Below are 23,564 nucleotides of genomic sequence, written 5' to 3'. Positions count from 1 at the left end.
AACAAGTACGCACTTTTTTGTAGCATAGAACCTTTTTATATACTGTACATTTACATCCTAGTTTGTTTGAATTAAATATACACCAGCGATCAATAGAGCTACACCTACCGATTTTAACGCAGTTAAACTGTGAATCTGGTTTCCTAACACACCAAAATGATCAAACAAAATAGCCAGAATAATTTGCCCTGCAACAACTAGGCTAAACATATTAGCAAATCCAATCTTCGGAGCAACAAAAATAACTGTAAAAATATAAAATGCTCCCAATATCCCCCCGCTCCATGCCCACCAGCTGGGAAGAGAAAAGCTCTGTAAAGAGGGTACTGTTTGTACCCCAAGAAAAGCAGCACACACATAAATAACCCCTAATCCAATAGTACCTACCATAAAACTGATAAATGAAGTAAGCACAGGACTCCCAAGGCTATGTAATAGTTTCCCGTTAATTCCAACTTGCAAAGTTAACACTGATCCCGAAATGAATGCCAACAAATAATAGATTGAATTCATCCTTTTCCCCTCCTTTATTATTCTACATAGTACTCTCCGTCATTTGAAAGTACTATGATTACGTTACTGAATAGTAAATTAGTTTAGCATAGGTTTTCTTGAAGGACAAGCAATTTTTTACCAACAAAACAGACTAACCAGTCATTTTTGTCATATTTTTGTCACACTTCCATGTTATTCTAAATACATCAACTGATCGGCACAGTATCGGTTCATTTTTGCAATGATAAATACCTATTACCCGATACATAGCCGATCATTTACATACACGTAACAAATGAACTGGATGTTTGCCGCCACATTTGCTGCGTATAATACTTTTATCTTAGGAGGAATCATTATGAATAAGAAAATACTGACCCTTATGGTAGGAACTATGTTAGCTACTAGTGTTGGCTATGCTGCTCCCCTAACTGACTTAGCTCAAGGAGAAACCAATATTGGCTATAATCATTACAATTTAGATCAAAATGGAGATAGAGTTAAGGATGATAGCTTTTACTTAGAAAATGCCCTATCCAATAAATTTATTGCAGGTATTGAAAGAAATGGTTACTCATCAGAATATGGTGATTTCCATACTACGGACATATATGTCCATTACAAATTAGATCCTAATATTCGTCTGATCGTTGGCGATCGCAGTTACAGTGGAGAGTCTGATAAATTCTTCTATGGTATTGGCGTAAATACTAATTTAGCTCCTAGATTAGATGGCTATGCATCTGTAACGACTAATGATATAGCTACAGGATGGCAAGCAGGGTTGAACTATAAAATGGATGGTCAAACCTCTCTGAATCTTGGTTATAAATCAGATAAACGCGATAATTACGCAACGAAAGATGGTGTAGGTTTCGGTATCAGTCATAAGTTCTAATTATGAGAAGTGAGAATAACCAAAAACAGACTAGCAACAAAAATTTGTTGCTAGTCTGTTTCTATTTTCCCAACAATACTTCTAAAAAGACTTTCGTTTCCTATTTTTGATTCTCTTTGCCTAAATTTATACTATGTAATACCATACCGATTACAATAACAACGATTCCAACCAATGACCACCCAGTAGGTATTTTTCCACCTAAAAATATTACCTCACCTACTACCGCAAAAAATACCTCTCCTGCTTGCGTAGCCTCAACAGCAGAAAGTTTTTTGGGGTCGCCTTTTGCCATATCCGTTGCAAGAAAAAATAAAACAGTGGCGATGACGCCAGAAAAAATCCCAACAATAAAAGACTGAACCACCTGCTCTGAACTGGGTAAACCGACAGTCCCCACCCCATATATGGCTAGTATTATCCAAAAGGGCATACTGGCTATAGTCATACCTAATACCCGCTGATACACATCCAGCCGTTCTTTACACACCGCCATCATTTTTCGATTCCCTAAAGGATAGGCAAAGGCTGCAATTAGGACTGGCAATACACCGATTAGCATCATCCATACATCCCCTACTCGTTCACTACCACTATTTTGTAATAATCCCACTCCCAGTAAGATAAATAGAGAGGTACATACTTCTTTTTTGGGAATCTTATGTCTAATTTTCAAGGTACCATGTGCTGTTTTTATTTCATCATAAAAAAAAGGTACTAATAACGAACCTGCAACAATGGTAATTTGCCACGTTCCTGCGACGAGCCAAGCTGGATTATTTGCTGCAGCAAAACATAAAGGTGCATAAAATAATCCAAAGCCAATGGTGCTCCAACGAAACCAGACTAAGGGTTTCCTGCTCATTTCATCCAGGAGTGCTTTCATATTTTGGCGCTTCATGACTAGCAACACTAAGAAAGGTAAAGAAAAGAAGTATCGTAAGGAAGCACTCCAAATCCAACTTCCTCCCGATAAATCCATGGCACGATTTAAAACAAACGTAGATGCGAAAAAGAAAGATGCTAATATTCCAATAAGGATTACCTTCATTATAATTCCTCCACTATGGCCTATTTTTATACATTTCATTACTATATCTTAGTATAATAATTGGTAAACTTGACTATAATACTAAAAAACACTATAATTATTTTATCGAAGGGGAGTAATTAACATAGGTGCTATCAACAGAATGGTTTCCCAACCTGGTAGTACCCGCAATTTGTGCGTAATGAGACCTTTGGTGCTTTTTTAGCACCAAAGGTCTCTTTGTTTTTACCCCTTATATATTTACATTGGAGGTATTTGTATGCTAAGTCTTTATCTAACATTATTAGTAGCTATTATCGTAATTTATTATAGCTGTGAGCTTTTTGTTAATGCAATTGAGTGGGTTGGAAGAAAATTTAATATTGCTCAATGTGCGGTGGGAACTATCCTGGCGGCCTTTGGAACAGCCTTACCTGAAAGCGTGGTAACTCTTATTGCTGTTGCTTTCAATACTAGCGCCGAGCAAAAAGATATTGGAGTCGGAGCAGCTTTAGGCGGTCCCCTTGTACTGGGAACCATTGCCTATGCCGTTGTAGGACTATGCATTATTTCTTTCCGTAAACAGCGTGAATTAGGAACAGATATTGATATTGATAATAACAAATTGAGTCGCGATCAATTATGGTTTGTATCAATTTTTATATTTAAAGTATTGATGGGATTACTGGTTTTTAGCATCAAACCCTTTGCAGGATTCTTATTTTTGGCTGCCTATGGCTTGTATTTTTATAAAGAAATGGGAGCAGAATGTATTGTTGGGGAAGAAGATATAGATCCACTAACATTCCAACCAAAGGAAAAAGAGCCAACTGTATTTTGGGTTTTATTCCAGACCTTTCTTTCCCTATTCCTGATTTTTATAAGCTCACACCTATTTGTTAAGCATTTGGAACTGCTTAGTGGACTTTGGAATATGCCACCTCTCCTTGTATCTCTTCTTATTAGCCCAATCGCTACTGAATTACCTGAGATATTAAACGCCGTGATATGGATTCGCCAAGGTAAGGAAACCCTTGCCCTTGGTAATATTAGCGGTGCCATGATGATACAAGCTACCATTCCTACTGCCCTCGGCTTATTCTTTACTCCTTGGCTATTTGACTTTCACCTAATATGGGCTGGCATCATGACCCTTCTCTCTATCTTTTACTTGCTGATAACACTGAAGCGAGACAAACTATCTCCCATACGTTTAGTCTATGCGGGAGTATTTTATCTAGTATTTGCATGTGTCTTTTTATTGAAGTAAACAGTAACTACAGTAACGTTTAAAAACACTTTTGTGTCCTGTAAAAAAACTGTTGCGATTACGTAATTATAACCATGCAAAATTGTCCTGTCAATGTCTTCTTTCTATGCCTAATATTCAGCAATGTAAATTATCTTCTTTAAAATTTAATTAGCTTTTAAAAATGGATTGTTTTATGCTATAAGTAGACTAATGGTAACAACCTTTTTTACAACTATTTCTTTATAAAATATATCAATGGAAAGGGGTAATAATTAATGCAAACAAAAACAATTCGTGATTCCGCTGTAGATATGTCAACAGTAATGCTTCCCCACCAGGCAAATGTTGCTGGTAATGTTCATGGTGGAGAAATTATGAAATTAATGGATAACGCTGCTTATGTAGTGGCCCACAGACATGCACGCTCAAATGTTGTTACAGCAAGGGTCGACGAGCTAACTTTCCATCAGCCTATCTATGTAGGAAACTTAGTAACCTGTCATGCTCACCTAACATTTGTAGGAAAGTCCTCAATGGAAGTTTTCGTTGTCGTTGAAGTAGAAGACCTCTTTAAGGAAGCCTCGCGCAAATGTGCACTAACTGCATTTTTTACAATGGTCTCTTTAAACGCAGGCGGTCACACCTGCGCTGTTCCTGCTCTAGAACTAACCTCTGATGCGGAACGCGCAAGATTCGAAGAAGGCGAGCAACGCTACAAAGTAAATAGGGACAAGACAAAAACATGTCCTGTACCAGAAAGACTGTAATAAGGATGATATTGAAGTCTAAATGGCTCTGTTATCCCTTGTTTTTCAAAAAGCATCACTCTATACAGAGTGATGCTTTTTGTACAATGCCAATAAAAATTTTTAGAATTGAGTCCCAAAGCTAAAGTGGGTTCGTCCACCTTCTTTACCATATCCATAATCAAGACGTATTGGCCCAATAGGCGTACTAACCCGCAGGCCCATACCAACGCTGTATTTTAAATCATTTAATTTATACGTACCATCCCACGCATTACCAGCATCAGTGAAAAGAACGCCTTCCACTTTATTGGCAATGGGATAACGATATTCAACTGTAGCGGTAAACATTTTATTTCCTTTAAATTCATTGTCCTCATAACCGCGCAGTGTATCAATTCCGCCCACACTAAATTTGCTGGCATCAGGAACGTCCCCATCAACTGCGCCAACCGATACATGAAATGCTAGGACTTGCTTACTACCAACTTTAAAGTATTTACGTCCATCAATAATGTACTTATTGAAATCAAATTGACCGCCAAGTCCTTGACCGGCAATTTCAGTTGTTAGTGACACACGTTTTCCTTCTGTAGGATTAAAAATATTGTCCCGAGTATCATACACCCTTGCCAAGGTCACGCTGTGCACCTCACCAAAATTCTTTGCTAGATACTTTGCATTATAAGCGGAGTTGTAGTCTGAATCCCCCACCGTAGCTGAATAGTCCACTGGTCCAGAATCATGCTCTACGTACAAATCTGTTCGCTTAGTAAGGGTAACGTAATTTTTTACATATTCACCTTCGGGGCGTCCCAAGGTAATGTTAAAGCCTCGGGATCTACGATAATACGTAGAGCGGAGTGTCGTGTTATCACCATTATAACCATAATCACTCACCTCACTGACTGAGTTAAATAAGCTAACGCTTAATGAGGTTTCTTTCTTATCGATATATGGATTGGTAAAGTTTACATTCCATCCTGTACCTGCAATACTGGAATAACCATGCTGAAAGCTTACATTAAGATTATTTCCAGTTCCCTTAAAGTTAGTATCACCCAATCCAATAATTGACGTCAATCCATCACTTTTGCTATAGCCTCCGCCAATAGTAAATGTTCCTGTTTTTTGCTCTTTAACATCTACTTCAGCAACAACGGCATTAGGTTCCCTACCAGGGTTCAATTTCATATTTACATCTTCAAAAAAACCCAAATTATTTAATCGCTCTATACTCCGTTTCGCATCTTTCGAATTAAAAGGCTCTCCTATTTTTAATTTTAGTTCACGAGTAATAACATGATTTTTTGTCTTTTCATTACCCTTTATGACGATGTCTTCTGTCATACCCTCATTGATGAAAACAGTGAGTACTCCCTCTTGATCCATTCTAATATCATTTACCTTTGCTACTATATATCCTTGATCATGATAATATTTCTCTATAATCTGTGCCTCATCACTTATTTTTTTATTATCGATAAGAATCCCCTTCATTGCAGCAGATAAGCTTTCCAGTTTTTCAGTGGAAACCTTAGTATTGCCTTTGAAAACAATATCTTTTATCTCCATTTTTTCAATAACTGAATAAATCACCTTAATGCCTTCTGGTACTTCAATGAAATCAGCTTGTACATCATAAAAGCTACCTAATCCATAAATTGCTTTTATATCTTGCTGGATTAAATCTGCGTTGAACGTATCACCTGATTTTAGCTTAACCACATTACTTATATTACTTGTTACTAAAGCATTCTTGTCACTGATACTAACATCAACAATTTTTTTCCCTGTAAAGTCTGCAGCGCTAGCCAGCGCATCAGTGCCAAATAGATTCTTTATCATGAAGACCCCTGCTACTACTAAATATCTAATGTATTTTCTATTTTTCATTTATGATCTCCTCATACAACTTTTAGAAAAAGTACCTTATTTTTCATATTCATTATAAAAAGAGCTTGTTACGGTTTGGTTACAACATATTGACAATTAATTTAATTTTTCTTATTTTTTATCCCAATAAAAAATAGGATATTCGTTCTAAAATCCCTCGAATATCCTATTTAACTTTGAAAATAGCTTGTTTTTTAACCCAAGGATGGTTTTACATATATTCCCCACATCTTTATAAAATGTTTTAATAACATTTTTATCCTTTTTATCTAAATATTAGAGGTAATTTTCAAAATACTTAGAATTATTACACATTATAGATTAAAATAAGGGGCGATATGGAAATGCAGACAAATTTTGCGTTACGAATTAACATTGGGACAAGAATCTTTCTAACTTCAATACTCATCGTTATAGCTTTTACCTGCCTTAATATTTATACATACATTACAATCAGCTCCATGCAAGAGCAATATAACACCCTATTATATGATACAATGCCAGCTATTGAAGATGTAAAAAGTATTCACACCGAAGTTTGGATACAAAACGCAGAAGCAAGATCTTATATCGCAAGTCAGAACACTACCTATAAAAGCAATTATGAGTATTCCCGTAAAAGGATGCAAAATCTTTTCGAAAAATTGCAAAATAATTTAGATCCTGAACTCTCTGAGGAATTATACAAATTACGATCTGTAACAGCTGATTTTGATAAAACCTTAGAAATTGGTATGGGTATTAGTAATATGTCCGGCATTTCTGAAACGATCAAATTCCTAGAATCATCTACAGTAGAAATTGATGCGGCAAGAGCACAATCAGAAAACTTTGTTGAATCTATGAAAAAGCAAGTTGCGACACAAATTCAAGTCGTTGCTCTTACCATTGAACGCATGAAAAAGATTTCCCTGTATCTCAATATCGCAATTTTTCTAATCGCCGCTTCCAGTGGTTTTTGGTTGGCTCGCCAAATATCTCACCCCCTAAAAACCATCGCAACTATGGCACAAAGCATCGCAGCAGGAGATTTACAACAAAAAGCCTTAACCCACTTTCCCCATAATGAGATTGGTGATATGTCCCAAGCAGTCAATCTAATGGTTGAACACTTACGACAAATTATTACGCAAGTAACGGAAGCTTCCGAGCAAGTAGCGTTTGCTAGCGAACAGCTAAGTACAACCACTGCTCATTCTACAGAGCTTTCTTTGCACGTTGTAGATGCGGTAAACGAAGTATCAACGGGTACTGCTAGGCAAGCTCTGGAAATAGAGCACACTGCTGCAACTATAACGAACATGGTAGATGCTGTTCATATAATCGCTGCTACCTCGAATGAAGTCTCAACTAGGTCACAACATGCCTCTCGGGTAGCCAGCGCGGGAGAAGTCGTTGCTAAACAAGCCATTCTACAGATGGAAGCAATCAATAAGTCAGTTAGCCTTTCATCAAAAGTTGTCGATAAATTAGGCAGTAGTTCACGCCAAATTAGTGAAATTATTGATGTCATCAGTGAGATTGCAGGACAAACCAATCTGTTAGCACTTAATGCCGCTATTGAAGCAGCAAGAGCTGGTGAACAAGGTCGCGGCTTTGCTGTTGTCGCATCGGAAGTTCGTAAACTTGCCGAACAATCTCATGTTGCTGCGGATAAAATTACGGAAATTATCCAGGAGATTCAAGAAGAAACCAAAACGGTTATCAATACTATGAATACTGGTACAAAAGAAGCGTCTAAAGGTATTGATATCATTAGCCAGACAGGTACAAGTTTCAAAAACATTGTAGCGGTAGTAGCAGAATTAGAACATCAGATACAAAATATCAATCAGGCTACTGAAGGAATTTCCACTTCCGGAGGAAAAATCATTGCTTCGGTGGATAATATTAAACAAGTAGCGATTCAAACTGCCACCAATACGCAAACTATCTCAGCTTCTGCTGAAGAACAATCCGCATCCATAGAGGAAATATCAAGTTCCGCTGAAACTCTTTTTGCAATGTCTCAAAATTTACACTCTCTTGTCAGTAAATTTAAACTGTAAGCAAAAGAATAGCAAAAGGGCCTTGATGATTAAATCTTCAAGGCCCTTCCTAAAAACAAACTTAAGATATCCATTGCATAATGATCTTTTGTAATTCTAACTCCCATAAGGGAGAATTGTAAGTGTGATCCGCTCCTTTTATAACCTGTAATTCACACTGACCTTCTGATCTCTTGTCAAATATATGCTGATATTGATAAGCATTATCTAATGGCGTATCCTCATCCTCACTACCATGGATAAGTAATACCCGTCCTTGAAATTTATGAATTTCAGCTAACGGCTGGGCATCGGGTAAGGAAAGAAATAAATCTCGCCCTACTTCAAAACCTTCGTAATTGACAATACCTTCTTGTAAGCATTTTTGATAACGATCATTTCCTACAATCTGTACAATATCATCAAATGGCTTTGCCACAGGAGATAGTAATATGAGTCGGTGAATTCTTTTATCCTGTGCCGCTACACATGCGGCAATCGCACCACCTAAACTATGGCCCACCAAGGTAATTTGTTCACAATCAACATTCGGATGCTTTGCCACTAGATCAATTGCCTTTTTAGCTTCCTTAATCTGGCCAGTGATAGTAACATCTCTATATTCGCCTGAACTTTCGCCACAACCACTAAAATCGAATCGTAAAACTATATAACCAGCACGACATAGCTTACGCGCCATTTTAACAAAAATCCGATGCTGGCCAACTTTACTACCAATAAACCCATGGCATAGGATGAAAGCAGGTTTTTTATCAGTTTCATTACATGGGGGTATATGCAGCACACTACTTAGTTGATGATAATCTGTATGAATTATAAGCTGTTGTTCCATAGATAAAAGTCCCCCGTACAAGTTAATTTATTAAATTTCCCTATTCGCTATTTTTCATTATAAGTCAGAACTTTATATCAAGTATATACTATGATTCCATAAAATTTGATAATCTTTAACATTGCACCATGCTATACAATCCTGCCAGCCTTCATGACATATACTCGGTCAGCGATTTTTAGAGCCATTTGTTCATTTTCTTCAAATAATAAAATGGTCATCCCCTGTTTGTGTATTTCAGAAAGAAATTTAAAAACTGGTTCCACAATCGTTGGTGTAAAAGTAATAGAAGGGTCATCAAGTATCAGCATTTTAGGTTGAGTCATTACTACTCGCCCAATTGCTAGCATTTGTTTTTGATCTTCCGAAAGACTCCTTGCCAATTGGCGTCTGCAATCAAATAATTGGGGGAAAAATTTATAAACTCTTTCAAAGCCCCAATTTATTTCTTCTTTCTCTTTACTAGAGTAGGCTCCCACATGCAAATTTTCTACGACACTCATAAAGGGGAAAATTTTCTTTTCCTTTGAGACGAAGGCGATTCCTTGATTTACTATTTTGTCTGGCCTTACGCCAGCGATTTCTTGCGATAAAAATTGTATGCTCCCACAGTCAGGCCTTAATAGACCCATAATTGTCTTACGTGTTGTTGTCTTTCCCACACCTTTGCTACCTATAAGCGTAACAAATTCCCCCTTGTTTACTTCTAAGCTTATTCCCTTTACTACATGAATCTTGCCATAAGAAGCGTGGAGATTGGTTAGTTTGAGCACTCTCGGGCCCCCTTCTTTATATAAGCCATCATAATCTCAATCAGTAAATCAAATTGAAAAATACAACAGCATATTAAAAAGTTTTTAATACACCCTATTATTATATGAAAGTGCTAACAAGACGTGACTACTTTTTTAGCGAAAATTAGAAGGCTAAGGCATATCTTGGATATACCTTAGCCTTCAGGTCTCTGATCAGCTAAAATTTGCTTTTTTACGAAGTTAACTTAAGCTGCTGCTTAAGGTTGGTGTAAGTCAATTTTCTTTGTTACAACTGAACATTAATAAAATGGAACCTGCGCGGACTAGCTAGAACATATATGTTTTAGATAACTGGCAAAAGCCTATATTTGATACTCAATTTCCAAAGATTTCGCCGCTTGCAAATATCTTACTTGTCTAAAGTGCATAAAGGTGAACCATTTGTTAGCAAAATCAGCCAGAGCAGTATTCGCTGATTGCAACTTTTCAAGCTCTGCCTTGAAAGCTACAAAGTCTTCTCCTGATTGCACCCGAATGTAGGCTCCTTGGGAATCGATAAATGGTACTTTATCATAGGCAATGTCGCTTAATAAGCTAATATCTTGCAACTTAGATTTTCTTACTTTCCCGATAAGATTCGTTTTCACATCTACCAGATTAAAATCTTCTGGGTATTGGTAGGTAGCACCGGTGGATGGTATGACATCACCAATGGTAAAGGTATGAGGAATTGCCTCTAACTTCTTTAACCCGCCCTCAGAAAGAATATAATAATATTCATCAAAACAACTTATTACTATTTCATTGTCTTTTTTGGCAAACTTACTGGAAAGCTGTCTTTCATGTACGAGACCAGTAACAATTCCACCACCACAAACATCATAGCCGTCTACAATAACAAATCTTCCTGTATTCTGGTTATTTCTAAACTCATCAAAACAGATTTTCCGTTTCGTCTTGATGGTTACTTCTGCCACATCGTTGGTCTTTGCTTGATTCGAATTTTCGATATTTTCTAATGTAGTGGCATCAATTACCTTATTAATCGCAAAAACTTCACATTCTACTTCTTGTGTGGCTAGTTTGAGCTTATATTCTTTTTTCTTTACTAGATCGTTTTTCCCCATCCAAAACAAGCTCACCTTAAAGGTATCAGCAGTTAATGGTGTATCGTAGGTATGGGAAATAAATTCGCCTCGTTGATTAAAAAATTCATCTTCCACTGTTATGCCTACAGACATCCCTGCAGAAATGCTCTCTTTTTTATCTTTATCTACCCAATACTCTATGCTTTTTACCTTGGTCACCTTATTACTCGGCGATATTAAAATTTCATCACCTGTTTTTAAAGTACCAGCCTCGATTCTGCCTGCAATAATCCGTCTATTATCAAACTTATATACATCTTGTATCGGGAATCGTAAAGGTTTCCCCTCTAACCCTTTATCTTTTTCAAATAAATCAATGGCACTGAGAACAGGTTCTCCTTTGTACCATGGCATTTTATCTGAGGGGGTTGTTATATTTTCTCCATGAAAAGCAGAAACAGGTATATATTTTAAAGGATACACATGAAGACTGTTCAAAAACTCATTCATTTCCTGTTTTATGTTATTAAACTTCTCTTCGGAGTACTCTATTAAGTCCATTTTATTAACTAATACATAGGCCTTTTGTATACCTAATAAAGACAATATATAACCATGTCTTTTGGACTGTTCCTGAATCCCTTCATTAGCATCAATAATCAATAATGCGGCCTCTGCACTAGCAGCACCAGAAATCATGTTTTTCAAAAATTCCTTATGACCTGGTGCATCAATGATGACATAATCCCTCTTGTCCGTGCGAAATTGCAGTTGGGTCGTATCAATGGTAATCCCTTGTTTTTGCTCCTCCTCGAAGGCATCGAGAAGATAAGCGTATTCAAAAGGCTTACCTTTTTCTTTAGCGATCCTCTTTACTCTATCAATCGCCCCCTCGGGTAGAGATTTTGTATCATATAGCAGCCGACCTATCACCGTGGACTTTCCATGATCTACGTGTCCTACAACAACAATATTTAATACTTCTCTCGTAATATCCATTTGTTAACCTCCCTATATCTAATAACGTCCACAGTGCTACATATATCCATCTTTACGAAGTTTTTGCATAGCATAGGAATCTTCTTGGTCTTGCGCTCTTCCCGCTCTCTCGCCGACCTTAGTATTTTTCAATTCTTCAATAATTTCGGCAACAGTAACGGCGTTTGAATCAATCTGCCCTGTGCAAGGAGCACATCCTAAACTTCTGTAACGTTTACCATTTTTCGCAAAATAAAGATCGACAAGCTCAATTTTTTCCCGTTCAATATAGGCCCAAATATCCATTTCATTCCAATGGAGAATTGGGTGTACTCTAATGTGATTGCCCTTAGGAAAATCTGTTTTGAACTGATCCCATAACTCCGGCGCTTGATTGGTATAATCCCATTCCGAATCTTTATTTCTTTCACTAAAAACTCGTTCCTTAGAACGGGATCCCTCTTCGTCCCTGCGAATCCCTAAAATTAATCCCTCAAATTCATACTTGGTAACTACCTGTTGCAAACCATCCGTTTTTAAGGCTTTGCAGCAAACCAATCTGCCTTTGTCTGGTCCCATGCCTGCCTGTAGCGCTTCCTCATTTGTATGAACAATCAGTTCTATATTATATTCTTTCGCCATGCGATCGCGAAATGTAATCATTTCTGGAATCTTATGCGTCGTATCTACATGGATGAAGGGAAAAGGACAATGACCAAAAAACGCCTTTTTCGCGAGCCATAGCATAACTGTTGAATCTTTGCCGATTGACCACAACATCCCCAATTTGCCAAATTTCTTATACGCTTCTCTCAAAATAAAAATACTTTGCGCTTCTAATCTATCTAAATGATCCATAATCTCATCCTCCTCAAATCGTTTGTTCTAATATGCATTTGCTTGACTCTTATCTGTGGTAAGAATTTTTTCAGTACCATCAGGTAAAACAACAATCCAATGCAATAACTGCCCTTCCTGTTTTGTATAAAGAAAACTACCTTTACCACCCATATCTGCACCGAGATAGTATTGAATAGCATTAAAACTGCATTCTTTTACACAAGAGGTACAACCCCAACATTCTTTGGGATATCTGATTTGTGTCTTACCAGCTATATCTTTATATAGTAAACTGCCAGGACAGACCTCACGGCATTTTCCGCAGCCAGTACACTTTTGAATATCAATCTTTATGCTCATAGATGTCATCCTTTTTAATCAAGTCTCGCATTACTATTTTGATTTTTCCTGCTTCAAACCGTGAATTAACAAATTTCAACCAGTTTTCATCGTCTCGATTTGGATAATCTGCATTTTCCTGAAAAGAATGCCAGCGGGTTTCTTGCCTTGCTTCTAAATGGGCAATGAGAGTTTGGCATACATACAGTCTATCAATGACTTCATAGATCAGCATCAGTTGATGCAAGTCTTCAGCTACTAACTTTTGGCTGATATCTAGTATTTCTATAATTCTTTTCTTGGCTTCTTGCAGTTTACGAGAATTATAGGTATAACCAGACGAAATTCCACCAGCATATTCATCCATTACTTTCTGCATGGCTTCTTCTACTTCTTCTACGGTATAAATGCTTACTTTACCAGTTAGAAATTGATTTACCTCTGCCAGCTTTTTCTTACTCTCTTGTATTTCAGGTACCACTTTTGTTACACCCTCTAGATAAGCTAGGGCTGAAAATGCGGCAATTTCTCCTTCGGCAAAACAACCTGTTACATATTTTTGTGGACTTCCTCCAGCCACATCACCAGCTGCATACAGTCCTTTCAGTGTCGTCTCTCGTTTGGTATCTACCCAATACCCGCTTCCTGTATGCCCACCCACAATGTAAGGTTCCGTACCTTCTATTTCCACATTTTCAGCAGCAGGACCATTACCATTTTCAAGCCAGCGTAAGGTTTGAGCAGGAGCCATATTGAGGTAAGCCTTATAAAGATCCCCTTCTTGCTCCGGTGAAATACCTACGGTTTTTAAGTAACAAGGTCCTCTGCCTGCTTTATTTTCCATTACGGTAGAATACATCCGAAGTGAAGTTTTCCCGGCTCCATAATTTTTTTCGTATTCTTCCCCGATGCCATTAATTTGCTGCGCTCCAATTCCTTGTGCGATTGTTCCAGTAGGAGCAATGGTATCTTTACAGCGAAGGGCAATAAATCGCATTTCAAAGGTCGTCATCTCAGCTCCAGCCCTAATTCCCATGGCATAACCGGCTCCTGTATTAAAGGGAGAGTACCACATCTTATGTTTCGAAAATCCAGGGTTATTGGGTTTATATAGCCCCGCAGCCCCTCCCGTAGTACAGATTACCGCTTTTGCGCCAATAACGTATAATATATTCTTATCTAGTGAAAAACCATAGGCACCGATTACTTTTCCCTCTTGCACAATATAGTCAATGATGTTCACTCGATTTAAAACAGTTACATTTTGGCTTTTCCTTACTCCTTCAGCGAGTATAGGCTTAATATTTTCCCCATTAATTTTTATATTTCTGTTGCCTCTAGAAACATACTCCCCTGTCTCATCCTTCAGTATGACAAGACCTAATGTCTCCATTTTTTCTGTGACTGCATTTAGTCTTTGAGAAATGGTATATACAAGATCTTCTCTTATCACACCTTCTGCATCATTTCTTACATAATTAAGATAGGTTTCAGGTGTTTGACCTTTTACAATATAGGCATTTAGGGCATTAACCCCTGCAGCAAGACAACCGCTCCGTTTAAGATTCGCCTTTTCTGCAATTATTACCTTAGCCTCTGAATTTTCAACAATGGTTATCGCCGCAAAACAGCCTGCCGTTCCGCCGCCAACTATCAAAACATCTGTATCAAGATTCTTTATGGTTAACTCCATCAACTACACCTACTTTCTCAGTCCCCACAAATTGGTGTCATTACGCTTTATCTAAGCCCCATTTTTGCCTAATATTGATCTCAATTCGACCAAATATTAATTTATCTACTGCAACCCCAAGCACAACAATGACGATCATAATCGCCATCACTTGGCTAATATCCGCTAAATCTCTGCCCACCATAAGCACCTGCCCCAGCCCCTTGGTTGCAGATATCATTTCCCCCGCCATTAAGGCTCTCCACGCAAAAGACCATCCTTGTTTTAAGCCTGAAATAATACTAGGCAGGCTTGCAGGAATGATCACATTCCAGTACAGTTTAAATCCTTTAGCACCCATTGTTTTTGCCGCTCTCACAAAGATAGGATTTATATTTTTCATACCCGATTCTATGGCAATGGAAACAGCAAAGGTTGAACCTACTGCGATAACAAAGATAATAGCACTCTCATTTAATCCATACCAAAGAATCGAGAAAGGTAACCAACAAATGCTTGGCAAAGTTTGTAATCCTAATATTAATGGACTTACGTTTTCATCAAGATACTTAAATCGTACAATGGCAAGACCAACCAATATGCCTATAATGATAGATATAAAATACCCAAGCAATATTCTTTTGGCACTTGCCAAAACGGCAATGGCAAGGGTGCCATCTGCTACCAACCCCCAAAGGGTGGTAAAAACAGCGATAGGAGATGGAAAAATATATGCCTTCCACAATCGTAGCCAATCTACGCCAATCCTATATGCCAGTTCCCAGATTATTATCAGAAGCAGGTAAAATAGTACCTTTTTTGCTAGTCCAATCAGTGTCAAATTCAGCTTTGGCAACCTTCTCCACCTCCTCTTTTAGTTCTTTCATGATGTCTGCTGCCAGATAAGCCAAATCCACATTTTCTGGTTGCCTTGGTCTAGCAAGCTGTATATTGAATTCTTTTTTTATTACACCAGGATTGGCTGCCATGACAATGACCCGATCTGCCAGTAGAACTGCTTCTTCCACATTATGAGTAACAAAGATAATATTCTTTTTGGTTTCTAACCAAATTTGCTGCAATTCAACTTGTAAAATACTCTTCGTCTGACTATCTAAAGCAGCGAAGGGTTCATCCATTAAGAGTACCTCTGAATCTAAGGTTAACGCTCTAGCCAATGCAACCCTCTGCCGCATCCCGCCTGACAATTCATGTATGAAGCAATTTTGAAAGCGAGTAAGATGTACCATCTTCAAGTATTTTGCCGCTTTTTCTCTGCGTTCTTCTTTGGGAATGCCAGCAATTTTCATGCCAAATTCCACATTATCAATGACTTTAAGCCAAGGAAACAGGGCTGCTTCCTGAAACATAACAACCCGATCAGGACCAGCCCCCTTTACCTCTGTACCATTAGAAATCACTCTTCCTGTTGTGGCTTCTTCTAAGCCAGCAATGATATTTAAGAGAGTTGACTTTCCACACCCTGAGGGTCCTAAAATACAAACAAATTCACCCTTATGAAAGGTAACATTGATGTTATCGAGAGTTTTTATATTATCTGTTTTGGTAATAAAGCTTTTACTGACATTTTCTACTACTACACTCATCTATAACACCTCAATTCTCGATTTCCTTTAACCCTTTTTCCTTTAGAACCTTATTCAATATTGTAAAGTTAAATAGATTCTTAAGATCCGGTGCTGTTTTTATAAAGCCTGCATCGACGGATAGTTTGACGAAGTCAATTACGGAGTCTTTTTCCGGATCATTGGTAACAGTTAATCTTTTAAAAGCATCATCTAAAATTTCCTTGGCTAAAGGTTTACCTGTAAATTCTTTAATTTGAGCGTTCACCGTTTCTTTGGCTGGCTCAGGATTTTTGTTAATATAATCTGTCAATTCCACATGAGTTCTAAGGAATTTTTCAATTACATCTGGGTGATCTTGAATAAATTTTGTTCTAGCAACAACAACTGCCGTTGTGTAATTACCATCTCTCCACACTTGTTTATGATCTAATAATACATTGGCTTTGACTTCACTGATTAATCGGGCTCCCCATGGTTCCGGAACAAGGGCAGCATCAATTTCTCCCTTATCAAGCAATGTCTTAATGTCAGGATTGTCTGCTTGCCTTACTTCTACGGTGCCACCTTTCGTTGTATCTGTTAATCCATTTTCTTGTAGAATGTGCCTTAAAGATAAGTCTTGGGTATTACCAAACTGTGGAACAGCAATTCGTTTGCCGCTTAGTTCCCCTACATTTTTTAAGACTAAATCTTTTCTCGTTACTAGGATGGCTCCTGCATCCGTTGCCCCTGCAATGATTTGCAGATCCCCCTTTGATTTCGTATATCCATTAATGGCAGGACCAGGACCGATATAACCAATATCCACTTCTCCAGCAAATAAAGCTTCAATTTCTGCGGGTCCCGCATTGAAGGTTTTCCATTCAATTTGATTTGCTTCTCCTAGGGCTTTTTGAAATTGACCATTGGCTCTGCCTACAAGGGCCTGGGAATGAGTAATATTAGGAAAATGAGCAATTCTAACTTTTATATTTTTATTTTCCATCGTGGTGCTTGATGAACAACCACTAATCCCCCCTGCTAATGCGATAAGGGCTGTTACCACCAAGGCAAATTTTACAAATTTCATATTCATCCTCCTCATTTTTTATTTTATAGCAAATAAAAAAGACTAAGAACGTCCGCCCTAAACAGGGGACATCCTTAGCCTTTGGTTTTCCAATCAGCTATGTATTTAATTTTTCTTAGTATATCATCCGATTTTTCATGTGTCAATAAAAATAATCTGAACACCGATTCAATTACAAGTTCTTTAATTCCCACTTTAGAGGCAATAAAATCCTATGTTAATCACAGTTTTAGTAATCAGCAGTATTAGCGCCAAAAGTTCAGTTCTTATGAAAGCAATAATGTCATGTAGCCAGACAATTTATACTGAAGGTAATTCTTAAAGATTCGCAAATATAGCAGGAGGTAGTAAATTCAAATTAATAAGAATGCAATAAGGAGGTTTTATTAATGGCAACCCCGTTTTTGGGCGAATTTCTAGGTACTACGACACTTATCATTTTTGGTAATGGTGTAGTCGCGAACTCATTATTAAAAGGTTCCAAGGCAGAAGGTGCCGGTTGGCTAAATATTATTGCTGGCTGGGCGGTAGCAGTGCTAATGGGTGTTTTTGTCTCCGTTTCCTTAGGTGGGCAAGGTGATCTTAATCCAGCAGTAACATTTGCAAAAATGTTAAACGGTGGTTATGCGGTGTCAGAAGCAGTTACTCTTATGATTCTGCAAATAGCTGGTGGTACTCTTGGTGGTTGTATTACTTGGTTATTCTTTCGTGGACACTGGGAGATTACAGAAGATAAGGGCATTAAGTTAGCAGTTTTTTGCACTGGACCTGCAATTCGCAATTATTCTCAGAACCTACTTTGTGAAATCATTGCTACCGTCATGCTCATATTTCCCGTTTTCGCTATGTTTTCTAAAAATGTGGGAGCAATGAGTCCTGGTTATGGTCCTTACATGGTTGCAGTCTTAATCTTTGGATTAGGTGCTTGCCTTGGTGGTACAACAGGCTATGCCTTAAATCCTGCCCGTGATCTCGGACCTCGTATTGCACACGCCATATGCCCCATTGCCGGCAAAGGCGATTCCGATTGGTCCTATTCCTGGGTGCCTGTAGTTGGCCCTATGATTGGTGGATTCGTCGCGTTTGCTTTATCAAAAGGTGTTGGTATTCTCTAGTACAATACAACTGATTCGATGCATAAAAAGGGAGCCGCTAGCAATTAGCTGCTCCCTTTTCATTATACTAGATGTTTTAGCTTTAGCATAAGAACAAAGATAGAAATGTAACCACAGAGGCGCAGAGTGCACTGAGAGAACTGTTTAAAATCCTATCCATTTTCTCTGTGTTCTCTGCGCCTCTGTGGTAAAAAGACGAATGGCTTCCTAATATTCCTTAACCTCCAAAAAACCCTATTAGAAATTTAACTACTAATCCTGATACCATACCTACAAAGGGATCTGTGATGGCAGTCACCGTCATGGTAACACCACCTATGATCAAATCATTACTCCCTAAGCCACTTTGTAAGGCTAAGCCTGCATTAATTGGTACAGTGACAATAGCACCTAATACTAAGAGAAAACCAGAAATTGACTCGTTTGGTACAAACTTGGCTACCTTGGGCAACATTTTTGTGATCAGAATAATCGCCATGATACTCATCATAAGCACACCTGAAGCAATTGGATGTGGTGCTGTCCCTGTTGCTGATATAATGGCCTGAACAGGCGCTCCACCAAATAAGGAAGATACCATATCTGCAAGGCTGCTAATAATCGTTAAGTGATCTAAATTGACCTCGGATTTCGCTAATGTTTGGGCTGTTATATTGCCAAATGCAATGTTTGCGCCTACATTTAGAGCGCTAATGCCAAGAGCACCGCGAATCACTGTCTTATTAAATACAAACTTTTGTAAAATAAACTTCTCACGAGACTCATCGATTTGGATATCCCCTTGTTTATTAAAGAAAAATGCTGCTATAGAGGATAAGATGACGCAGCTAACAATTGTATAGACTAACTTATCGGCAGGGTTTGGTGTAATGTAATACGTCAATAATGCAGTGAAAATAGAAGTTCCGCCAACGATAGGATTTCTAGTTGTCATTTCTACTGCAACCTTCGCCAATATTACACCTACGCCTGCCATCATTCCATTTGTAATGACAGGACCGATAAAATTAACAAGTACTTGAAATATGCCAAGCAGTCCTACAACAAGAAGAATTGCCCCTTCCAGAAAAATCATTGAACATCTTTCCTGGATCGTTCGCCCCATTGTTCCAGCTAAGGTAAGCGTCTCTGCTTGAAAGGATATGGGAGAAACAATTCCCAGAACACCACAGCCAACTGCGCCAATAATAAAACCAGCCGCTGTTGGTACAGAGGCAAAGCCAAAAGTTAATGCATATAACCCACCAGGCAAGGCATTAATGATTACACCAAATGCTACTAAAAAATCCTGCGTTGTCATTTCTCTCCTCCACTATTACAAATAAATAATTGCATATTTTTTACCAAACTAAACCTTATTACAATAAAAAAGAAACACAAAAAACACAAAGGAACTACATAAACTTATCTTTGCGTTATTTGTGTTTCTTTGTGACCTTTGCGTTTCAAAATGCTTTGAAACACTCTCGAAACTTTGCTAATCGTGTAAACTAAGAAATATAAGCCAAAATTAATGTCAAAATAAAACTTTGTGTAATGCATTGTGAGGCGCTGGCAAAACAAGTTGATCCACTAGGAACCCAGTATCTTTAATGGCATTACCTCCTGCACGTATGGCAGCAGTTACTGCCCCTACATCACCAGTTAATGTGACCATTGCTTTACCACCCATACCCCTAGCCAGTCGAACTTCGATTAGTTTTATATCTGCAGATTTTGCTGCTATATCAGCAGCTACAATTGCCGAAGCAACAGAATAACTTTCAATGATTCCCAAGGCTTGTATTTCTTTCACATCTGTACATCCTGTTAATGCTGGAAAAACACTATCATGTAAGTTTGGCAAAATAAATTCATCTACTACATTCTCGCAGCCACTGACCGCTGTCCCACTCCGAACAGCACTTTGTACCGCCCCTACATCTCCGGCAACCATTACAACATACTTACCTGGACACATGGCTTGGGCCATGAGTATCTCAACATTAGCAGCCTTTAACATAGCATCCGCCGCTAAAATACCCTTTGTAATGTTTTTTAACTCTAATAAGCCTATAGCACGTTTCATTCTTTTACCCCCTGTTGTCCTAAGCCTTCCGGATGCCGATGATGCTTTTGTCTACAATAAATACTTCTCCTGAAATACTAGCATGTAGATTGGCTCCTACAGCTGCCCCTTCAGGAATCTTTGCGATTAGTTCCCCTTTTACAACCTTATCTCCTACTTTTACAATTGCCTCTGCCGGTGCTCCAATATGCTGAGAAAGAGGTAATCTAACTTCCTGTACATGAATCTCTTTTTCACTGAGTGGTGCTTTCACATCATACTGAGAAATCCCCAGACGAGCAGTCAATCTTTTTGTAGGAATTAAGCGGTATTCACGACTCCCATGAACCTCTTGCGGTTTATTGTGATGAGGATTCTTTATTCCAGCTTTAGCAAGTTGCTTTTTTAATTCTCCATTCACTCTACGGGGTGATAGTCCCATAGTACAACCATAAGTGTCACATGCCCCACATTCGGAGCATAAAAATGCCCTCGAAAAGATTTCTGATTCGCCAATTTGCCCTCTGCCAATGGCCTGCATAATGCGATGAGGCTCCAAACTATGCCCTAATAAATGGCGAGGACAGGCTTCTGTACACGCTAGGCAATTACAACATACTGATTTTGCCCGATTCGCGATCATCTGCCATGGTGTGTTTTTTTGCAATATTAAAGAGTGATCTATCGGCAAAACAAGGATGCCTCCTGTAGTTTTCGTAACAGGCGCATCTAGTTCAATTAATTTCCCCATCATAGGCCCGCCATCAATGATGGCATAGGGATGTACAAGGGATCCGCCTGCTAAAGCAATCAAGTCCTGCACTTTCATACCAATAGGTACTTTTACCGTTGCAGGATGACCTACAGCGCCACCAACCGTTACATACTTATCTGTTACACCTTTGCCTTCTAGCGCATTTGCAACATTAACTAATGTCTCCACATTAGCAACTACGACTCCTACATGTAATGGAATACCACCTTCTGGGACAATTTTTCCTGTTACTTCATGTACCAGTACTTGCTCATCCCCTGCTGGATAAATATCAGGTAAAAAAAACAGTTCAATTTCTTCTTCACCCATTTGTTTTATAGCAGCTCGAAGATTATTCGTGGCTTCTTCATACTTACGCTTTAAGCCAATATAGCCTTTTCTAGCACCGGTAGCTAGCATTACCGTTTTCAAACCTAATACCAATTTCATACTTTCCGCTGCCATAATGTGCTGATGAGCCCTAAGTAACGGCTCACATTCTGCGCCGTTGGCAATTACGGTATCAACACTTGCATTTATCTTGATATGAGTGGGGAAACCGGCTCCCCCGGCTCCCACCACTCCTGATGCTTTTACCGCAGTAACAATCTCGTCGCGCATTTTCTACCAACTCCTTGCTATTCGATTCGTGAACCTAGATGATGGAAAACGCATCAACAAGAACGCAGCGTCTTTGGCGGGTAAAACTACGAGGGGAAGTCAAACCTTCACCTGTAGGACCAGCAATGGTAAATGTAATAAAGCCTTCTCCGCCTACACCAATTCCGGCATAAGAAGGAGCATTCTTAATAAAGATTGTTGTTTCTACCGCTTTAGCAAACCGAGTAAGATTATCCACATTTTTAGAATGCATCGCTGCTGTATGGCGATTACCATGCTCTACTTTAACAGCCAATTCAATTGCAGCGTCAATATCTTTGACTTGCACAACAGGTAGTATGGGCATCATTAACTCTTCAATTACAAATGGATGATCTGCTGGGGTTTCACATAAAACAACACGAATGCTGTCTGGCACATCAATTCCAATTTTACTTAATATATATTTTGCATCTTTACCAACATAGTCTTTGTTGATACCATATGATTTTTTGGATTTTTCTGTACAACCTTCTGCTATTTTCTCTTCTTTTACTGTCATGACAACTTCTAGAAGTCGTTCAATTGCAGAACCAGAAATTAAATAGGCACCATATTTTTGCATATAGTTGATCAACTCATCAGCGATAGATCCTATCGCAATGACTTCTTTTTCTGCAATACAAGGTAAATTATTATCAAAGGAGCAACCTGCAATAATATCTCTAGCAGCTTTTTCAATATCGGCAGTTTCATCAACAATAACAGGAGGATTTCCAGCCCCTGCACCAATTGCTTTCTTACCAGATGACAAAACGGCCTTAACAACGCCAGGTCCACCTGTTGCGACTAACATATTAATTCCTGGGTGCTTCATCATAGCATTGGCTGCTGTAATAGAAGGTTCAGCTACTGATGTCAATAAATTATTAGGACCGCCAGCTTTTACAATGGCTTTATTTAATAATTTTATAATCCAAATTGAAGTATTTTTTGCCGTAGGATGCGGGCTAAAAAATACAGAATTACCAGCAGCAATCATACCAATTCCATTACAAATTACCGTTTCTGTAGGATTTGTAGTAGGCGTAATGGCACCAATCACTCCATAAGGTCCCATTTCAACTAAGGTTAAACCTTGGTCACCACTCCAAGCAGTCGTAGTCAGATCTTCAGTTCCTGGGGTTTTCAGAGCCGCCATTTGATTCTTAATGATTTTATCCGCAACTCTCCCCATTCCAGATTCCTCCACTGCCATTTTAGCCAGTATTTCTGCATTTTCATAAGATGCATCCCGAATTGCTTGGATTAGTTTTTCTCTTTTTTCTAGTGATAACTTCCTTAACTGTTCATATGCAATTCGAGCTGCTGCTACGGCTTCATCAACAGTCTCAAAAATTCCATCCTCTTGACAAGATTGAACTTTTCCCACTTGCATTTTTGCCAAAATTTCTGATGTTATTTTTTCAATTAATGCTTGATCTAAACTCATATCTTCCCCTCCTCCTAGTTCCAGCCACA

The 23,564-nt window shown here is 38.4% G+C and carries 21 protein-coding genes; 5 read left to right on the top strand and 16 right to left on the bottom strand.

Features of this window, described 5'->3' with window-relative positions:
- Nucleotides 1-57: 57 nt before the first annotated feature.
- Nucleotides 58-513, bottom strand: coding sequence for a DMT family transporter (locus UFO1_RS05755; RefSeq protein ID WP_038668961.1), 456 nt, complete (start codon nt 511-513; stop codon nt 58-60).
- Between the two features lie 340 nt (nt 514-853).
- Here UFO1_RS05755 and UFO1_RS05750 point away from each other — a divergent pair, with 340 nt between their 5' ends.
- Complete coding sequence (locus UFO1_RS05750; protein WP_038668958.1) at nt 854-1,393, top strand: hypothetical protein; 540 nt, start codon at nt 854-856, stop codon at nt 1,391-1,393.
- 100 nt (nt 1,394-1,493) lie between these two features.
- Here the strand turns inward: UFO1_RS05750 and UFO1_RS05745 are convergent, their stop codons facing one another.
- On the bottom strand, nt 1,494-2,444 hold the full coding sequence (locus tag UFO1_RS05745) for a multidrug resistance efflux transporter family protein (protein WP_173406209.1): 951 nt from the start codon (nt 2,442-2,444) through the stop codon (nt 1,494-1,496).
- Between the two features lie 259 nt (nt 2,445-2,703).
- Between UFO1_RS05745 and UFO1_RS05740 the strand changes: the two genes are divergently transcribed.
- Nucleotides 2,704-3,693, top strand: coding sequence for a sodium:calcium antiporter (locus UFO1_RS05740; RefSeq protein WP_038668952.1), 990 nt, complete (start codon nt 2,704-2,706; stop codon nt 3,691-3,693).
- 257 nt (nt 3,694-3,950) lie between these two features.
- The gene (locus UFO1_RS05735) at nt 3,951-4,442 is read left to right on the top strand and encodes an acyl-CoA thioesterase (protein ID WP_051788842.1); all 492 of its coding nucleotides are present in this window, start codon (nt 3,951-3,953) and stop codon (nt 4,440-4,442) included.
- Between the two features lie 102 nt (nt 4,443-4,544).
- Here the strand turns inward: UFO1_RS05735 and UFO1_RS05730 are convergent, their stop codons facing one another.
- The gene (locus UFO1_RS05730) at nt 4,545-6,317 is read right to left on the bottom strand and encodes an outer membrane protein assembly factor (protein WP_038668948.1); all 1,773 of its coding nucleotides are present in this window, start codon (nt 6,315-6,317) and stop codon (nt 4,545-4,547) included.
- A gap of 344 nt (nt 6,318-6,661) precedes the next feature.
- Here UFO1_RS05730 and UFO1_RS05725 point away from each other — a divergent pair, with 344 nt between their 5' ends.
- Entirely contained in the window at nt 6,662-8,365 is a 1,704-nt protein-coding gene (locus UFO1_RS05725) for a methyl-accepting chemotaxis protein (protein WP_038674945.1), read from the top strand.
- Between the two features lie 61 nt (nt 8,366-8,426).
- Here the strand turns inward: UFO1_RS05725 and UFO1_RS05720 are convergent, their stop codons facing one another.
- The 9 genes from UFO1_RS05720 to UFO1_RS05680 all read right to left on the bottom strand — a co-directional run bounded on the left by UFO1_RS05720 (nt 8,427) and on the right by UFO1_RS05680 (nt 17,527).
- Nucleotides 8,427-9,197, bottom strand: a complete 771-nt coding sequence (locus UFO1_RS05720; RefSeq protein ID WP_038668946.1) for an alpha/beta hydrolase — start codon at nt 9,195-9,197, stop codon at nt 8,427-8,429.
- Nucleotides 9,198-9,328: 131 nt separating this feature from the next.
- A complete protein-coding gene (locus UFO1_RS05715) occupies nt 9,329-9,970 on the bottom strand; it encodes an ABC transporter ATP-binding protein (RefSeq protein ID WP_038674944.1) in 642 nt (213 codons plus the stop codon).
- Nucleotides 9,971-10,314: 344 nt separating this feature from the next.
- Nucleotides 10,315-12,039 carry a sulfate adenylyltransferase subunit 1 gene (locus UFO1_RS05710; protein ID WP_038668943.1) on the bottom strand — a complete coding sequence of 575 codons (1,725 nt, stop codon included), beginning with the start codon at nt 12,037-12,039 and terminating at the stop codon, nt 10,315-10,317.
- A 36-nt stretch (nt 12,040-12,075) separates the two neighbouring features.
- A complete protein-coding gene (gene cysD, locus UFO1_RS05705) occupies nt 12,076-12,876 on the bottom strand; it encodes a sulfate adenylyltransferase subunit CysD (RefSeq protein WP_038668940.1) in 801 nt (266 codons plus the stop codon).
- Between the two features lie 27 nt (nt 12,877-12,903).
- A complete protein-coding gene (locus UFO1_RS05700; RefSeq protein ID WP_038668937.1) occupies nt 12,904-13,218 on the bottom strand; it encodes a ferredoxin family protein in 315 nt (104 codons plus the stop codon).
- Nucleotides 13,202-14,890 (bottom strand): adenylyl-sulfate reductase subunit alpha, encoded by a 1,689-nt coding sequence (locus UFO1_RS05695; RefSeq protein ID WP_038668934.1) that lies wholly within the window; start codon nt 14,888-14,890, stop codon nt 13,202-13,204. Before UFO1_RS05695 ends, UFO1_RS05700 begins: the two co-directional genes overlap by 17 nt.
- A 40-nt stretch (nt 14,891-14,930) precedes the next feature.
- Nucleotides 14,931-15,614, bottom strand: coding sequence for an ABC transporter permease (locus tag UFO1_RS05690; protein ID WP_236639333.1), 684 nt, complete (start codon nt 15,612-15,614; stop codon nt 14,931-14,933).
- Between the two features lie 22 nt (nt 15,615-15,636).
- Nucleotides 15,637-16,476: an ABC transporter ATP-binding protein gene (locus UFO1_RS05685; RefSeq protein WP_038668931.1), complete on the bottom strand. Its 840-nt coding sequence runs from the start codon at nt 16,474-16,476 to the stop codon at nt 15,637-15,639.
- A gap of 10 nt (nt 16,477-16,486) precedes the next feature.
- A complete protein-coding gene (locus UFO1_RS05680) occupies nt 16,487-17,527 on the bottom strand; it encodes an aliphatic sulfonate ABC transporter substrate-binding protein (RefSeq protein WP_038668928.1) in 1,041 nt (346 codons plus the stop codon).
- 389 nt (nt 17,528-17,916) lie between these two features.
- Here UFO1_RS05680 and UFO1_RS05675 point away from each other — a divergent pair, with 389 nt between their 5' ends.
- The gene (locus UFO1_RS05675) at nt 17,917-18,642 is read left to right on the top strand and encodes an MIP/aquaporin family protein (RefSeq protein WP_038668925.1); all 726 of its coding nucleotides are present in this window, start codon (nt 17,917-17,919) and stop codon (nt 18,640-18,642) included.
- Nucleotides 18,643-18,859: 217 nt separating this feature from the next.
- On the opposite strand, the gene UFO1_RS05670 is transcribed toward UFO1_RS05675, so the two are convergent.
- The 4 genes from UFO1_RS05670 to UFO1_RS05655 all read right to left on the bottom strand — a co-directional run bounded on the left by UFO1_RS05670 (nt 18,860) and on the right by UFO1_RS05655 (nt 23,535).
- Nucleotides 18,860-19,942, bottom strand: a complete 1,083-nt coding sequence (locus UFO1_RS05670) for a guanine permease (protein ID WP_038668922.1) — start codon at nt 19,940-19,942, stop codon at nt 18,860-18,862.
- A 216-nt stretch (nt 19,943-20,158) separates the two neighbouring features.
- A complete protein-coding gene (locus UFO1_RS05665; protein WP_038668918.1) occupies nt 20,159-20,710 on the bottom strand; it encodes a BMC domain-containing protein in 552 nt (183 codons plus the stop codon).
- 19 nt (nt 20,711-20,729) lie between these two features.
- Entirely contained in the window at nt 20,730-22,064 is a 1,335-nt protein-coding gene (locus UFO1_RS05660) for a 4Fe-4S dicluster domain-containing protein (RefSeq protein WP_038668914.1), read from the bottom strand.
- A gap of 34 nt (nt 22,065-22,098) precedes the next feature.
- Nucleotides 22,099-23,535 (bottom strand): aldehyde dehydrogenase family protein, encoded by a 1,437-nt coding sequence (locus tag UFO1_RS05655; protein WP_038668911.1) that lies wholly within the window; start codon nt 23,533-23,535, stop codon nt 22,099-22,101.
- Nucleotides 23,536-23,564 lie beyond the last annotated feature (29 nt).

This window comes from Pelosinus sp. UFO1 (assembly GCF_000725345.1).
Lineage (GTDB): Bacteria > Bacillota > Negativicutes > DSM-13327 > DSM-13327 > Pelosinus.
The sequence above is the reverse complement of the archived record's forward strand: the minus strand, read 5'-3'. Positions and strand labels throughout refer to the sequence as shown.